At 48.1% G+C, this 16,102-nt stretch carries 13 protein-coding genes and 2 tRNA genes; 13 read left to right on the top strand and 2 right to left on the bottom strand.

Going from position 1 to position 16,102, the window contains the following annotated elements:
* Positions 1–45 precede the first annotated feature (45 nt).
* Positions 46–1,704 (bottom strand): energy-dependent translational throttle protein EttA, encoded by a 1,659-nt coding sequence (gene ettA / locus YC6258_RS23645; RefSeq protein WP_044619068.1) that lies wholly within the window; start codon positions 1,702–1,704, stop codon positions 46–48.
* Positions 1,705–2,028: 324 nt separating this feature from the next.
* Between ettA and glyA the strand changes: the two genes are divergently transcribed.
* Both glyA and YC6258_RS23635 read left to right on the top strand, forming a co-directional pair.
* Positions 2,029–3,291 (top strand): serine hydroxymethyltransferase, encoded by a 1,263-nt coding sequence (gene glyA, locus YC6258_RS23640; RefSeq protein WP_044619067.1) that lies wholly within the window; start codon positions 2,029–2,031, stop codon positions 3,289–3,291.
* A gap of 136 nt (positions 3,292–3,427) precedes the next feature.
* Positions 3,428–4,348 (top strand): DMT family transporter, encoded by a 921-nt coding sequence (locus YC6258_RS23635; protein WP_044619066.1) that lies wholly within the window; start codon positions 3,428–3,430, stop codon positions 4,346–4,348.
* Here the strand turns inward: YC6258_RS23635 and yhbY are convergent.
* Positions 4,338–4,649 carry a ribosome assembly RNA-binding protein YhbY gene (gene yhbY / locus YC6258_RS23630; protein ID WP_044620375.1) on the bottom strand — a complete coding sequence of 104 codons (312 nt, stop codon included), beginning with the start codon at positions 4,647–4,649 and terminating at the stop codon, positions 4,338–4,340. The genes YC6258_RS23635 and yhbY overlap by 11 nt on opposite strands.
* Positions 4,650–4,762: 113 nt before the next feature.
* Here yhbY and rlmE point away from each other — a divergent pair, with 113 nt between their 5' ends.
* The 11 genes from rlmE to infB all read left to right on the top strand — a co-directional run bounded on the left by rlmE (position 4,763) and on the right by infB (position 16,069).
* Positions 4,763–5,395 (top strand): 23S rRNA (uridine(2552)-2'-O)-methyltransferase RlmE, encoded by a 633-nt coding sequence (rlmE, locus tag YC6258_RS23625; protein ID WP_044619065.1) that lies wholly within the window; start codon positions 4,763–4,765, stop codon positions 5,393–5,395.
* A gap of 49 nt (positions 5,396–5,444) precedes the next feature.
* A complete protein-coding gene (gene ftsH / locus YC6258_RS23620) occupies positions 5,445–7,394 on the top strand; it encodes an ATP-dependent zinc metalloprotease FtsH (RefSeq protein WP_044619064.1) in 1,950 nt (649 codons plus the stop codon).
* Between the two features lie 73 nt (positions 7,395–7,467).
* Positions 7,468–8,319 carry a dihydropteroate synthase gene (gene folP, locus YC6258_RS23615; RefSeq protein WP_044619063.1) on the top strand — a complete coding sequence of 284 codons (852 nt, stop codon included), beginning with the start codon at positions 7,468–7,470 and terminating at the stop codon, positions 8,317–8,319.
* On the top strand, positions 8,319–9,653 hold the full coding sequence (gene glmM / locus YC6258_RS23610; protein ID WP_044620374.1) for a phosphoglucosamine mutase: 1,335 nt from the start codon (positions 8,319–8,321) through the stop codon (positions 9,651–9,653). Before folP ends, glmM begins: the two co-directional genes overlap by 1 nt.
* A 135-nt stretch (positions 9,654–9,788) precedes the next feature.
* Positions 9,789–10,526 carry a triose-phosphate isomerase gene (gene tpiA, locus YC6258_RS23605; protein WP_245626985.1) on the top strand — a complete coding sequence of 246 codons (738 nt, stop codon included), beginning with the start codon at positions 9,789–9,791 and terminating at the stop codon, positions 10,524–10,526.
* The gene (gene secG, locus YC6258_RS23600; protein WP_245626984.1) at positions 10,492–10,914 is read left to right on the top strand and encodes a preprotein translocase subunit SecG; all 423 of its coding nucleotides are present in this window, start codon (positions 10,492–10,494) and stop codon (positions 10,912–10,914) included. The genes tpiA and secG overlap by 35 nt, the downstream gene beginning before the upstream one ends.
* 19 nt (positions 10,915–10,933) lie before the next feature.
* Positions 10,934–11,019: transfer RNA gene (locus tag YC6258_RS23595), tRNA-Leu, on the top strand.
* A 71-nt stretch (positions 11,020–11,090) separates the two neighbouring features.
* Positions 11,091–11,167: transfer RNA gene (locus tag YC6258_RS23590), tRNA-Met, on the top strand.
* 190 nt (positions 11,168–11,357) lie between these two features.
* Complete coding sequence (rimP, locus tag YC6258_RS23585) at positions 11,358–11,828, top strand: ribosome maturation factor RimP (RefSeq protein ID WP_044619060.1); 471 nt, start codon at positions 11,358–11,360, stop codon at positions 11,826–11,828.
* A 14-nt stretch (positions 11,829–11,842) separates the two neighbouring features.
* The gene (nusA, locus tag YC6258_RS23580; RefSeq protein WP_044619059.1) at positions 11,843–13,336 is read left to right on the top strand and encodes a transcription termination factor NusA; all 1,494 of its coding nucleotides are present in this window, start codon (positions 11,843–11,845) and stop codon (positions 13,334–13,336) included.
* Positions 13,337–13,363: 27 nt separating this feature from the next.
* Positions 13,364–16,069: a translation initiation factor IF-2 gene (infB, locus tag YC6258_RS23575; RefSeq protein ID WP_044619058.1), complete on the top strand. Its 2,706-nt coding sequence runs from the start codon at positions 13,364–13,366 to the stop codon at positions 16,067–16,069.
* The last annotated feature ends 33 nt before the right edge of the window (positions 16,070–16,102 follow it).

Raw genomic sequence — 16,102 nt, 5'->3', positions numbered from 1 at the left:
GTAAAAGGTGAGGATTGCGGGAGACAGACTCCCGCGACCGGATATTCAGGTTTTGATCCGTTTATATTTGACCCGTTTTGGTCCCTGATCACCAACCCGTTTTTTATGGTCCTCTTCATATTCACTGTAGTTGCCTTCAAAGAACACCGTACTGGAATCACCTTCAAAAGCCAGAATATGAGTGGCTACGCGGTCAAGGAACCAGCGATCGTGGGAGATGACAATCGCACTGCCAGGGAATACCAATAGGGCTTCCTCCAACGCACGCAACGTTTCCACGTCGAGATCGTTGGTTGGTTCGTCGAGCAGCAGAACGTTGCCGCCTTCTTTTAACAGTTTGGCCAAAAACAGACGGTTACGCTCACCACCGGACAGCTGTTTGACATATTTTTGCTGGTCAGAGCCCTTGAAGTTAAACCGTCCAAGGTAGGCTCGGGCCGGAATTTCATATCCGCCGACCTGGATCAGGTCCCGGCCTTCGGAAACTTCTTCAAATACCGTGTTACTGCCCTCCAGTTCGCGCATTTGTCCGACACAGGCCATTTTGACCGTATCGCCGATACGAATAGCACCGCTGTCAGGTTGTTCCTGCTGGGTCAACAGTTTGAACAGGGTTGATTTACCGGCACCGTTACCACCGATGACACCGACAATGGCTCCTGGTGGAACGACAAAAGACAGATCGTCGTACAGTACTTTTTCTTCAAAAGATTTGGCGACGTGTTCGACTTCTATAACCACATCCCCCAGACGAGGTCCTGGTGGAATATAGATTTCATTGGTTTCACTGCGGGCCTGGGTCTCGCGGCTGTTCAGTGTTTCGAACTGTTTTAAACGGGCTTTGGATTTCGCCTGGCGTCCTCTGGCATTCTGACGTACCCATTCCAGCTCTGATTTAACGGCTTTTTCATGAGCCGCCTGTTGTTTGGCTTCCTGCTCCAGTCGTTTTTCTTTGGCTTCAAGCCAGCCGGAATAGTTGCCTTCATAAGGAATACCATGACCACGGTCCAGCTCAAGAATCCAGCCGGCAACATTATCAAGAAAATAACGGTCGTGGGTAATGGCCACCACTGTGCCGGGAAATTCATGCAGAAAACGCTCAAGCCACCCGACTGATTCGGCGTCCAGGTGGTTGGTGGGTTCGTCGAGCAGCAGCATGTCTGGAGAACTCAACAATAACCGGCACAGTGCTACACGGCGACGTTCACCACCTGAGAGGTATTTGACTTTGGCATCCCAGGGCGGCAGACGCAGGGCATCGGCGGCTATTTCCAGTTTATGTTCCATGTTATGCGCGTCTGCGGCCTGGATGATATTTTCCAGCCGTGCCTGTTCGGCTGCCAGCGCATCGAAATCTGCGTCGGGATCGGCGTAGGCGGCGTAGACTTCATCCAGCTTGGCCTTGGCCTCATTGATTTCACCAAGTGCCTCTTCGACGATTTCACGAACGTTTTTTTCTTCGTCCAGTTGTGGTTCCTGAGGGAGATAACCCACCTTGATACCGGGCTGAGGTCTTGCTTCCCCCTGAATCTCGGTATCAAGACCGGCCATGATTCTGAGCAGTGTTGATTTACCAGCACCATTCAGACCCAGCACTCCGATTTTGGCGCCTGGGAAGAATGACAGGGAAATATCTTTCAGGATTTCGCGTTTGGGCGGGACGATCTTACCGACCCTGTTCATGGTATAAACGTATTGAGCCACTTGGCTTATGACCTCTTGGTATTCTAAAGGCTGACAAGGTTAGTCAAAACAGCGGCTAAACCCAAGGTCTTCGGGCAAAATATCTTCATAGCAGCGACAATGTTTTTTCATGTGAGTTTTGTTTGTGCTTTTAGTTAGAATAGCCGCCGGCTTGAGACCAGTTGATACTTGTGGCTGCCATGGTCGGTTAAGACGACAGATTTTATGGGCGTGGAAGATGAGTGACAAACCTGATATGGCATTGATGTTTTCCGCCTCAAGCTGCAAAGAGCGAATTAAAAAACACCTGTAATCCAATTTGATCAATAACACCAGGAGAAACTGATGTTTGAGAAATCCATGAAAATCCAGGGCTATGATGACGAGTTGTATGCGGCAATGACTGCTGAAGCTCAACGCCAGGAAGAGCACATTGAGCTGATTGCTTCAGAAAACTACACCAGCCCCAGAGTCATGGAAGCCCAAGGTTCTGTGTTAACCAACAAATATGCTGAAGGTTATCCTGGCAAGCGTTATTACGGTGGCTGTGAGCACGTTGATGTGGTGGAGCAGCTGGCTATTGATCGTGCCAAGGCATTGTTTGGAGCGGAGTATGCCAACGTGCAGCCGCATTCCGGTTCACAGGCCAATGCTGCTGTTTATATGGCATTGTGCAAACCGGGTGATACTGTTCTGGGTATGAGTCTGGCACACGGTGGTCATTTGACCCATGGTGCCCCGGTGTCGTTTTCCGGTCGTATCTACAACTCTGTACAGTATGGTTTGAACCCTGAAACTGGCGAGATTGATTATGAACAGGTTGAACAGCTGGCGGAAGAACACAAACCCACGATGATTGTCGCAGGGTTCTCAGCATATTCCCGTATCGTTGACTGGCAGCGGTTCAGGGACATTGCTGATAAGGTGGGTGCATATCTGTTTGTTGATATGGCTCATATTGCAGGATTGGTGGCTGCCGGAATTTATCCAACTCCAGTGGGCATTGCCGATGTTGTGACTACGACTACGCATAAGACTCTGGGTGGACCTCGCGGCGGTCTGATTCTGGCCAACAATGATGAAGAACTGAATAAAAAGCTGAACTTTGCGGTATTCCCGGAAAGTCAGGGTGGCCCTCTGATGCATGTCATCGCCGGTAAGGCTGTCTGCTTCAAAGAAGCCATGAGTGAAGAATTTAAAACCTATCAGCAGCAAGTAGTGGCAAATGCCCGTGCGATGGTTAGTGTGTTTCAGGAACGTGGTATTAAAATTGTTTCCAATGGCACCGATGATCACTTGTTTCTGGTTGACCTGATCGGTAAGGAATATACCGGTAAAGATGCGGACGCAGCGCTGGGCCAGGCCAATATAACGGTCAACAAAAATGCTGTTCCCAACGATCCCCGTTCCCCGTTTGTCACTTCCGGTCTCAGAATCGGTACGCCAGCGATTACCCGCAGAGGCTTCAAAGAAGAAGAGTCTGGAAAACTGGCCGGCTGGATATGCGATATTCTGGACGGCCTGGAAGCTGGCGATGCAAACGTCGTTATTGCAGAAGTGAAACAGAAGGTATTGGAAATCTGTACCAGATTGCCTGTGTATAAATAATCTCCAGTTACCCGTAATCAGGGGGTGTTGTGTCTGCAACGCCCCCTTTTTTATCGGCCTGGTAAATTGCAGGCCATTCGGTCTGTTCGGCAGCTATGATGGCTGGCCGCGATAGTCGTTTTATGAGTGAAGATAAATGTTGCAGTCCAGGAATGCATTTGCGTCGCTGACATTGATATTTGCGATGGCAATATGGGGTAGTTCTTTTGTTGCGTTTAAGTTTGTGCTGGAGGGATTTACCCCACTACAGGCTGTAGCGTTTCGAATGCTGACAGCGTCACTGGTGTTTTCTCTGTTTTTGCCATTGATTCTGCAGCAGCAGATAGAGCGTAAAGATATCAAATTTCTGATATTGATGTCCCTGGCTGAACCATGCATCTACTTTATGTTCGAGGCCTGGGCATTGAAACTGACGACCGCTTCTGAAGCCGGCGTGGTAACTGCCATGCTGCCGCTGATTGTCGCTGTACTGGCGGGATTGATTCTTGGCGAACAGGTGCGGAAAAACCATCTGGCGGGAATATTGCTGACCGTGCCCGGAGTGATCTGGCTGACCTTTTCCGGTAGTCCTTCTGACCAGGCCAGCAATCCCATGCTGGGCAATTTCCTTGAGTTTATTGCCATGGTCAGCGCTGCATTTTACACGATTATTCTAAAATCTCTTTCTGCGCGCTATTCATCATTATTTTTGACGGCTTTTCAGAGCGTGATAGGACTGTTGTTTTTCATGCCCATCATGCTTCTGGTCGATGGTGTGCCCGATTTCGAGATATGGCCGGCCAATCTCGGAGTACTTTATCTCGGCGTCGTGGTCACTCTGGGAGGGTATGGGATATACAATTTCAGTGTCCGCTTTTTGCCTGCTACCCAAGTGGTGATGTTTTCCAACCTTATTCCAGTATTTACGCTGTTGTTCGCGTTCCTGATCCTGGATGAACACATTCGTTTGTCACAATGGTATGCAGTTGCCTTGATTATCGGTGGAGTGGTTGTCAGCCAGATATCCTTTCGGCCAACCAAAGCCATTGAATTCGATTCGGCCGATATCAGTTCTTAAAGCGAACCAGGTTGGAAAGTTTTGCGTTGGGTTTGCGGGCTTTGCGCAGCAGCAGAGCGACGTTTCCTATGGTAAAAACCAGAGTTGCTCGGGTGGCAGTGCAAATCTGCTTAATGACTTCGGCTCTCAAATCGCGATCACCTACAGATACTTTAACCTTGATGAGTTCATGGTCTTCAAGGGCTCTGTCGATTTCTGCGAGTACAGTGTCTGTTAATCCGTTACCTGCTACCGTGACAACCGGGTTTAGATGGTGACTAATACCACGATAGAATTTTTTTTGCTCTGCTGTCAGATTCATAATGCTAAACTTAGCTTCATTCTCAAAATGGGCGCGCATTGTATAAGAGCTGAAAAATGGCTGCCAGCGCTAAATTTTTTATATAACACTATTATTTGGAAGTAGCTAACTAAGTGGCAAGATCAAAAAGTTCAGGGCGATGGCTGAAAGAACACTTCGATGATGTATATGTTCAACGCTCCAGGCAGGATGGTTATCGCTCCAGGGCCAGTTATAAATTACTGGAGATTAATGAGAAAGGTCAGTTTATAAAACCGGGTATGACTGTGATCGATCTCGGCTCGGCTCCCGGTGGCTGGTCGCAGGTTGCGGCTAAGCTGGTTGGTGACCATGGCAGGGTGATCGCGTCCGATATTCTGCCAATGGATGCAATTGCCGGCGTTGATTTTATTCAGGGCGACTTTACCGAACAGGAAGTGTTTGATCAGATTATGGAATTATTGGATGCTCAGCTTGCTGATCTTGTAATCTCTGATATGGCCCCCAATATGAGCGGTATGTCAGCGGTTGATCAGCCGAAAGCCATGTATCTGGTAGAACTTGCCCTGGATATGGCACTGCAGACCCTCAGGCCGGGAGGTGCGTTTATCGCCAAGGTATTCCAGGGCGAGGGATTTGATGCTTATTTACGCAGTGTGCGTGATAGCTTCAGAAAGGTTTCCACCCGCAAACCCAGTTCTTCTCGATCCCGGTCAAGAGAGGTTTATCTGGTGGCAGAAGATTATAATGGCCAGTCTGGATCCTAACGGTTCAGTGCGGCAGGATAAATGACCGAGAAGGTGAAAATTGAACGATATGGCTAAAAACTTGATTTTATGGATCGTTATAGCGGCGGTTTTATTAACGATCTTCCAAAACTTCCCCGCAACAGGAAGCTCAGACAGTATTACTTATTCTGAATTCGTCACCGAGGTTGAGCGTGACCGGGTCAAGAAGGTCACGATTGCACCTTTGCAAATCACCGGTGAGCGTCGTGATGGTTCAAGATTTAAGACTGATCGTCCGTATGGCATTGATGACAGCCAGTTGTTCGAAGAACTGCGGTCGCAGAATGTGGTCATTGAAGGTAAAGCACCAGAGCAGCAAAGCGTCTGGACTCAGTTGTTGATAGCATCCTTTCCGATACTGATCATTATTGCTGTATTTATGTTTTTCATGCGCCAGATGCAGGGTGGGGGCGGTGGCGGAAAAGGCCCTATGAGTTTTGGTAAGAGCAAGGCCCGACTGCTGAGTGAAGATCAGATTAAAACCACATTTGCTGATGTCGCCGGAGTTGATGAAGCCAAAGAAGATGTTAAAGAACTGGTGGATTTCCTGCGCGATCCAGGCAAATACCAGCGTCTTGGCGGTAAAATTCCCCGTGGTGTGCTGATGGTCGGTCCTCCGGGAACCGGTAAAACTTTGCTGGCCAAAGCCATAGCTGGTGAAGCAAAAGTACCATTTTTCTCTATTTCTGGTTCAGACTTCGTTGAAATGTTTGTCGGTGTGGGTGCCTCCCGTGTTCGTGATATGTTTGATCAGGCTAAAAAGCAGGCACCTTGTATCATTTTCATCGACGAAATTGACGCCGTCGGACGTTCCCGAGGTGTTGGTATTGGGGGTGGTAACGACGAGCGAGAACAGACGCTGAACCAGTTGCTGGTCGAAATGGATGGTTTTGAAGTGAATGATGGCATTATCGTCATCGCAGCTACCAACCGTCCGGATGTATTGGATCCTGCGTTGCAGCGACCTGGTCGTTTTGACCGCCAGGTAGTGGTTTCATTGCCGGATATTCGTGGTCGTGAACAGATCCTTAAAGTTCATATGCGTAAAGTTCCTTGTGGTGACGATGTCGACGCCAAGGTTATTGCCCGAGGTACTCCTGGTTTTTCCGGTGCCGATCTCGCTAACCTGGTTAACGAGGCTGCGTTATTTTCTGCTCGCCTGAACAAGCGCATCGTCAGTATGGAAGAGTTTGATCGCGCCAAAGACAAGATCATGATGGGTGCCGAGCGCAAAACCATGGTGATGAGCGAGAAGGATAAAGAAATGACCGCTTATCATGAAGCCGGTCATGCAATTGTTGGCCGTTTGATGCCTGAACATGATCCTGTTTACAAGGTAACCATTATTCCCCGTGGTCGGGCGTTGGGTGTGACCATGTATTTGCCAGAGGAAGACAAAGTCTCTTATAGCAAGCGTTATATTGAAGGCAGGATTGCCTCTGCATATGGTGGCCGGATTGCAGAAGAATTGATTTATGGTACTGATAGCGTCTCAACCGGGGCCTCAAATGATATTCAGCAGGCTACCGGCATGGCTCGTAGCATGGTAACCAAGTGGGGGTTGTCAGAACTGGGCCCGATCCAGTATGAGGAAGAGGAACAGGGGTATCTGGGTAGTCAGACCCGTTCAACTCATATTTCCAATACAACGGCCAGAGAAGTTGATGAGCAGATCAAGAAAATCATTAACAAATCGTATGCCGCGGCCACAGAAATCTTGAACACGCATCGTGACAAGCTTGAGCTTATGAAAGACGCTTTGATGGAATATGAAACCATCGATGCCAAACAAATCGATGACATTATGGAAGGCAGAAAGCCTCGTAAGCCAGCGTCCTGGGATGATAGTAACGGCAATGGCGCAGCTCCTGTGCAAGATGTGGCAGAAGAAGAAGCCAAGCCGGCTGCTGGCTCTGACCCGTCCGATAATATTGAACACGAGCCGGCGACGGGCAAGGAAATTCCAAAAGAAAGCTGATAACGCAAGTTAAAGCAATGTTTCAGAAGCACTGAATGACATCATTCGGTGCTTTTCTTTTTGTGGGGTAGGTATGTTTATTCAAGGTAATGGCCGGTGTTTGTCGTTGGATAAAGTCAGAGTTATGGGGATACTGAATATGACCCCGGATTCATTCTCTGATGGTGGTCGTTTTAACGGGCTCGACAAGGCACTGTTTCATGCTGAATCCATGATCGCAGCCGGTGTGGATATCATTGATATTGGTGGTGAGTCCACTCGCCCCGGAGCGGCAGAAGTCAGTGAGTTGGAAGAACTTGAACGGGTCTTGCCGGTCATAGAAAAAATAGTAAGCCGTTTTGATATCTTTGTTTCTGTGGATACCAGCCGCCCAAAGGTTATGACTGCTGCTGCCAATGCCGGTGTTAATTTGATAAATGATGTCAGAGCACTGGAGGTTCCCGGTGCCTTGCAGGCGAGTGCGGCGACCGGTTTGCCGGTCTGTTTGATGCATATGCGAGGAAGCCCGGTGAGCATGCAGAATGAGCCTGAGTATCGGGATCCTGTGTCGGATATCATCGAGTATTTACAGGAAAGAGTTAACGCCTGTTTGCAGGCAGGTATCGATGCTACCCGATTGTTGGTTGATCCAGGTTTTGGATTTGGCAAAACACTGGATCATAATCTCGCCTTGCTGGCCCGCCTTAAAGAATTCAAATCTCTGCAATTGCCAGTGCTGGTGGGTATGTCCAGAAAAACCATGATTGGAGACATTCTCAATAGACCCGTGTCGGAGCGAATGGTGGGAAGCGTGGCTGCGGCTGTGATTGCTGCCATGAATGGTGCTGATATCGTTCGTGTTCATGACGTAAAAGAAAGTGTGGAAGCTATTAAAGTATTTAACGCCCAGCGCCCATGGCAAAAACAAGCAGGAGAAGTGAATTGATAACTAAAACCTATTTTGGAACGGATGGTATCCGTGGTCGTGTAGGGCGGTCTCCTATTACGGCTGATTTTATGCTCAAGCTGGGATGGGCAGCCGGGCGGGTGTTTTCGCGTCATGGTAAAAGCAAAATTCTGATAGGCAAGGATACCCGTATCTCCGGTTACATGTTTGAGTCCGCTCTGGAGGCTGGTTTATCTGCTGCGGGAGTGGATATTCTATTGCTCGGGCCGATGCCCACACCCGCCATTGCTTATTTGACCAAAACCTTTCGCGCGGATGCCGGAATTGTCATCAGTGCATCTCATAATCCTTTTTTCGACAACGGCATTAAGTTTTTTTCCGGCGAGGGCACGAAATTATCGGATGAGATGGAGCTGGCAATTGAAGCTGAACTTCAGCAGGCGATGGTAACAGTCGAGTCTGATCATCTCGGTAAAGCGCGGCGTGTCGATGACGCAGGGGGGCGCTACGTTGAGTATTGTAAGTCAACGGCTCCAGGGCTGAGCTTAAAGGGCAAAAAAATAGTAATTGATTGTGCTCATGGTGCCACTTATGACGTGGCACCCAAGGTTTTTTCAGAGCTGGGAGCTGATATCACTGTCATAGGTAACAAGCCGAATGGTTTGAACATCAATGAAGGTGTGGGGTCGACATCGCCCAAGCAACTTAAGCAAGTGGTTCTGGAATCCAATGCAGATCTCGGGATTGCCTTTGATGGCGATGGTGATCGCGTGCTGATGGTGGATGATCAGGGAGAGCTGGTCGATGGTGATGAGCTGCTTTACATCATTGCCCGTAATAGAAAAGAAAATGGCGGTCTCAACGGCGGAGTGGTTGGAACACTGATGACCAATCTGGGGTTGGAGCGGGCGCTGGAAAAACTTGATATCCCGTTGGTCAGAGCGAAAGTTGGGGATCGTTATGTGCTTGAACTGTTGAGCAGTCATAACTGGATTCTAGGAGGGGAAAACTCTGGCCACCTGGTCTGCAAAGATGTGTCTACCACGGGAGATGGTATCGTTTCGGCGCTACAGGTATTGAAGGCCCTGGTGGCATATGATCAGAGTCTTTATCAGGCCAAGTCTGGTATGAGAAAGTTTCCTCAGGAGATGATCAACGTACAGCTGCCCCGGAAAATGGATATTCTGGCTCAGCCCGAGGTGGTGTCGGGGGTCCAGGCGGCCGAGAAAGAGCTTGGAAGCAGTGGTCGAGTGCTTTTGCGTCCTTCCGGCACTGAGCCAGTTGTTAGGGTTATGGTGGAAGGGGAGGACCCTGCTTTGGTCAGAAAAGTCTGTCGCCATCTGGCTGCGCAGGTCGAGAATGCGATTAACTGATAACTTTATGAAAAATCAATTAGTTAGCATCAATAAATATTGTTTTAAATGTTGCAATCGCTGCTTGTAAGCTGAGCACAAAGTCATTAAGATTGCGCCCTCTTGAAAATAGGAGTCAGACTTATGCGTAGACCGATGGTTGCTGGCAACTGGAAAATGAATGGCGATAAAGCACTTGTTCAACAATTGTTGGGCCATTTTAAGTCGAACATAAGGGCTGAGAATGCCGATGTGGTTATATTTGCACCTTATCCTTTCCTGTATCAGGCAGAAGAATTGTTAAGCGCATCGGGTATTGAGTGGGGTGCGCAAAACTTTTACATCGAAGCCAGTGGGGCATTTACCGGAGAAGTTTCGCTCGGGATGCTGAAGGAATTTGGGTGTAAGTATGCACTGGTCGGTCACTCCGAGCGTCGCACATTGTTTGGTGAAACCGATGAGATGTGTGCAGCGAAAGTTAAAGCGGCATTAGGTGCAGGTGTAATTCCTGTTCTGTGTGTGGGAGAAACGCTCGAACAACGTGAATCTGGTGTCACTGAAGATGTTGTTGGTCAGCAGGTTAAAGCAGTATTAGAGTTGGTTGGTGCAGAAGGCATCGGTCAAAGCGTAATTGCTTATGAACCGGTCTGGGCTATAGGAACCGGAAAAACGGCAACGCCACAGCAAGCTCAGGACGTACATGCATATATTCGCAAAGTTGTTGCTGAGCAAAATGCTGAAGTGGCTGAAAAAATACAGATTTTATATGGTGGCAGCGTTAATGCCAGTACGGCTGAAGAACTGTTTGCCATGACAGATATAGATGGTGGTCTTGTAGGTGGCGCCTCCTTGAAGGCAGATGATTTTGTCACCATATGTAAGGCTGCTGAATAGGTTTGCGGGAATTATAATGGTCTCCATAGATAACATTATTATTATTGTTCATGTGTTTCTTGCCATTGGTGTCATCGGATTTATTTTGATGCAGCGTGGTAAAGGAGCGGAAGCCGGTGCTTCTTTTGGTTCAGGGGCTTCACAAACAGTTTTTGGAAGCCAAGGAAGTGCCAACTTCTTAAGTCGTACAACGGCAATTCTGGCAACAGGTTTCTTTATTACCAGTCTGGCATTGGCGTATTTTGCCAAACAGAAGGCAGAAGATGCAGGTAATTATGGTTTGTTGCCAGTAGAGCAGACGATCAATGATACGACTGTGCCTGCTGCCGAAACTCTTGATACTCAAGGAAAGGATCAGAATACTTCCGATATCCCCAGCGCAGACTGAGGGTGTTGGATACAGAATTGCCGATGTGGTGGAATTGGTAGACACGCCATCTTGAGGGGGTGGTGAGCATCGCTCATGCTAGTTCGAGTCTAGTCATCGGCACCATATATAAGTTCGTGTTCAGTTGTAATCAGGTGATGCGGGCATTATAATCCGCGCCCGTCTAGGGCGCATGTTGCGGGGTGGAGCAGCCTGGTAGCTCGTCGGGCTCATAACCCGAAGGTCGTTGGTTCAAATCCAGCCCCCGCTACCATTTTTGTTGTTCCGTCCGACGAATTTTTCTACCTAAAAAGCAGAGTAGAAATGTCCTGGCAAGGGCATTGGTTTTTTATACTTGGACTTTTAGGTACTTGTTTATGCAAATCAGGTTGCATGATAAATACATTGTGCAGCTTTAATTTGTGGGCACATGATGCCCATTTTTTGTTTTTGGAATACATACTTTGAGTGTAAAACAGCAGGTTTTAGAACAGCTGACCCGTCCGGTTGTAGAAGGGCTGGGATTTATATTCTGGGGACTTGAATATATTCCCCAGGGTAACCGATCGCTATTACGCATATACATAGATCATGAGGAAGGGATTGATGTGGAGGACTGTGCCACGGTCAGTCGTCAGATCAGCAGTGTCTTGGATGTAGAAGACCCTATTCAAAGCAACTATACACTGGAGGTTTCTTCTCCAGGTATGGACAGGGTTTTGTTTACCTTGGAACAGTTTGCTGTTTACAAAGGTCACGAAATAGAAATCCGGCTTAGCAGACCCTTTGAAGGTAGAAAAAAATTTAAAGGCTTATTAAACGGGGTGGAAGATTCTGATGTTCTTTTGGTAATCGGGGACGAAGAGTACGTATTACCGTTCGAACAAATAGAAAAAGCGCGGATTATTCCACGGTTTGATCAGATTGACGGTTAGTAGGGGCGAGGACGATGAATAAAGAAATGCTTCTGGTTGTAGAGGCGGTCTCTAATGAGAAAGGCGTTGCCAAAGATGTCATTTTTGAGGCTATTGAGATGGCTCTCGCAGCAGCCGCTAAGAAACGCTACGATGATGAAGGAGAAGTTGATATTCATGTCGTAATTGATCGGGCAACCGGCGATTATGAAACCTTTAGACGCTGGCTGGTTGTTAGCAATGAGGTTGTGCCAGGCCTGGGATATGAATTGAACATGGAAGAAGCCGCAGAAATAGATCCCACCTTACAGCCTGGCGATGTATACGAAATCAAAGTGGAAAATGAAGGTTTCGGAAGAATCAGTGCCCAGGCCGCTAAGCAGATAATCGTTCAAAAAGTTCGTGAAGCTGAGCGGGCCAAAATCGTTGAACAATATCGAGAAAAACTGGGTGAAATGGTATCCGGAACGGTTAAAAAGGTTACCAGAGACAGTTTGATTATCGATCTTGGAAGTAATGCAGAAGCCATATTGCCAAGGGATCAGCTGATTGCCCGGGAGATTTTCCGGATCAGCGATCGAGTACGTGCTGTTTTACATGAAATCAGAACAGAAGGTCGTGGACCGCAGTTGGTGTTAAGCCGAAGCAGTTCACAGATGTTGGTGGAGTTGTTCCGAATTGAAGTGCCGGAAATTCAAGAGGAAGTAATTGAGATTCGTGCCTGTGCACGGGATCCTGGCTCCCGCGCCAAAATTGCAGTTAAAACCAACGATGGACGCATTGATCCGGTGGGTGCCTGTGTAGGTATGCGTGGTTCCAGAGTTCAGGCGGTATCAAATGAACTTGGTAATGAGAGAGTCGATATTGTCCTGTGGGATGATAATCCCGCTCAGCTGGTGATAAATGCGATGGCACCGGCAGATGTAGCTTCAATCGTGATCGATGAAGAGACTCATACCATGGATGTGGCTGTTGCAGAAGAAAACCTTGCCATGGCAATAGGTCGGGGCGGTCAAAATGTTCGCCTGGCCACCGAATTGACAGGTTGGGAAATAAACGTGATGACTGAAAGTGAAGCTGGAGCCAAACAGCAGGCTGAAGCAGGTCAGATCGTATCAGATTTTGTTGACTCATTGGATGTTGACGAAGAAGTGGCACAGGTATTGGTCAGTGAAGGTTTTACTTCGCTGGAGGAAATCGCTTATGTACCACTTGAAGAGATGCTGGATATCGAAGGGTTTGATGAAGATATCGTAGCGGAATTAAGACAGCGGGCAAGAGATGCGTTATTAACCAAAGAGTTGGCAACTGAAGAGCAACTGGAAGGTTCTGAGCCCGCCGATGACCTTCTTAACATGGATGGTATGGATAAACACCTGGCTTATACATTGGCCAGCAAAGGCATTATTTCCATGGAAGATCTTGCCGAACAGGGCATAGATGATTTGCTTGAAATTGAAGGTATGAGTGAAGAGCGCGCTGGTCAATTGATCATGACTGCCCGCGCTCCCTGGTTTGAAAACGAATAAGCAGACGATTTGTTAAAGGAGGGCAGCATGGCAGAAGTGACAGTCAAAGAGCTAGCCGAAAATGTCGGTACACCAGTAGATCGTTTGCTAGGGCAGATGAAAGAAGCTGGTTTACCGCATAGTAATGAGACCGATTCAGTCAGTGATGAAGAAAAGCAGGCGTTACTGGCTTTTCTCAAAAAAAGCCACGGTGAATCATCTGGAGGTCCCAAAAAAATAACGCTAAAACGTAAAGTTACCACACAAATCAAGTCTTCCAGCCTGGGTGGCCGGGCGAAGACAGTGAATATCGAGGTCAGAAAGAAACGGACTTACGTTAAAAAAGAAACAACTGTCCCTGTAGAAGAAGAACAGCTTGTATCACCTAGTAAACGGGAAGAAGAGAACGCCAAGCTAGAAGCTGCCCGTTTGCGCGAACAGGAAGAAAAGGCCAAAGCAGAGCAGCAGAAACAAGCTAAAATCGAAGCAGAAGAAGCTGCTAAAGTTACCCCTTCAGGGGAAGCAGCACATTCCGAGCAGCCAGCTGAACCGTCAGAGCAGCGCACAGAAGCCGTCGACGCAGAAGAACCCGTGGTTAATGTGGAAACGGCTGTTGCAGAGACTGAATCAACTGGTGAGGCGGCTGAGACTGTAAAAGTCGAAGTCGTTGCGGATTCCACAGATGAGAAATCCGACTCAACCTCGAAGAATGAGCGGAAAACTGGTAAAGAAGCTAAGAAAGAGCAGGTTAAAGAAGCGCGTTCTGCTCGTGAGGAACGTGAAGAAACCAGAAGACCGAGCAAGAAAACCAAAGGCGAAGCCGTTGTCAAAGAAGCGGTCGTACATCACAAGCCGGTGGAGCGCCATAAAGGCAATAAACACCAGCAGATATTGGAAATGCTTGACGATGACGGCGATTTCAGCGGCGGTCGTCGGTCCAGACGAAGAAAATCTAAACGGCGCGAACACCAATTCCAACAGCCGACACAACCAGTTGTCAGGGATGTGTCCTTTGGTGAAAGTATTTCTGTCAGTGATCTGGCAAATCAAATGTCAGTGAAATCTGCAGAAGTAGTAAAAGTGTTGTTTAAGATGGGAGTCGTTTCCAATCCCAATATGGTACTTGACCAGGATACGGCCATTCTGGTTGTTGAAGAGATGGGTCATAAATATACCCTGATCAATGAAAACCAGTTGGAAGAAAACCTGATTTCCTTCGTTGAAGAAAACGTAGGAGAAGAGCTGCCAAGAGCTCCTGTGGTAACCGTCATGGGGCACGTTGACCATGGTAAGACTTCGCTGCTTGATTACATACGGAAAACCCGTGTAGCGGCAGGCGAATCTGGTGGTATTACCCAGCATATTGGTGCTTATCACGTGGAAACCGCTAACGGTATGGTTACCTTTCTGGATACTCCTGGGCACGCAGCTTTTACCGCGATGCGCGCGCGTGGTGCCCAGAGTACAGACGTAGTGATTCTGGTCGTCGCGGCTGATGATGGTGTTATGCCACAAACAGAAGAGGCGATTCAGCACGCTAAAGCGGCTGGAGTACCAATTGTTGTTGCCATTAACAAGATCGACAAGGAAGCGGCTGATCCAGATCGCGTGACCAGCGAGCTTTCTGCTAAAGATGTAGTGCCTGAATCATGGGGTGGCGATACTCAATTTGTGCAGGTATCGGCGCATACCGGACAGGGCATTGATGCTCTGCTTGATGCAGTATTGTTACAGGCAGAAGTTCTTGAATTGAAGTCAGTTGTGGATGCCCGGGCCCGTGGTGTTGTTGTCGAGTCCAGCCTTGATCGTGGCCGTGGTTCGGTCTCAACGGTACTGGTTCAGACCGGTACTTTGCGCAAAGGTGATATTGTTCTTGCCGGTGAGTGTTTCGGTAAGGTTCGTGCTTTGTTGGATGAGACCGGTGAACAGGTTCAGAGCGCAGGCCCATCTATTCCTGTGCAGATACTGGGTCTTGATGGCACTCCTACTGCTGGTGATGATTTCATTGTGGTTGAAAGCGAGCGTAAAGCCCGTGAGGTGGCTGAATTCCGTAAGGAAAAAGCCCGTCAAAATGAATTGGCACATCAGCAGGCAACCAAGCTTGATAACCTGTTTGCAGATATGACCGCAGGTGAAGTGGCGACTTTGAACATCGTATTGAAAGCTGATGTGCAGGGAAGTCTGGAAGCTTTGCGTTCTTCATTGCTCAAGTTGGGCAATGAAGAGGTTAAGGTCAATATTGTCTCTGGTGGAGTTGGTGCGATCACTGAATCAGATGCCAATTTGGCCGTGACAGCGAGTGCGGTTATATTTGGTTTCAATGTTCGTGCATCTGGCCAGGCTCGCGAGATTATCGAGCGTCAGGGGCTGGATCTGCGTTACTACAGTGTTATCTATAACATCATTGACGATGTTAAAGCGGCGCTGAGTGGTTTGTTGAGTCCGGAATTACGCGAAGAGATTGTCGGTGTTGCCGAGGTTCGGGATGTCTTCAATTCACCTAAGTTTGGCCAGATTGCTGGATGTATGGTTGTTGAAGGTATCGTATATCGCAATAAAAAGATCCGCGTCCTGCGTGATGATGTGGTGATTTATGAAGGCGAACTTGAGTCCCTGCGCCGGTTCAAAGATGACGTTCAGGAAGTTCGCAACGGCATGGAATGTGGTATCGGTGTGAAAAACTATACTGATGTTAAAGTCGGCGACAAGATCGAAGTCTTTGATATTAAGGAAATCGCCCGGACCATTGATTAACCGGTTAACTTTAGATCGTAGGTACCGGTTAGC

Source organism: Gynuella sunshinyii YC6258, from assembly GCF_000940805.1.
Taxonomy (GTDB): Bacteria; Pseudomonadota; Gammaproteobacteria; order Pseudomonadales; family Natronospirillaceae; genus Gynuella; species Gynuella sunshinyii.
Note: the sequence above shows the minus strand (reverse complement) of the source record. Positions and strands in the feature narration are given on the sequence as shown.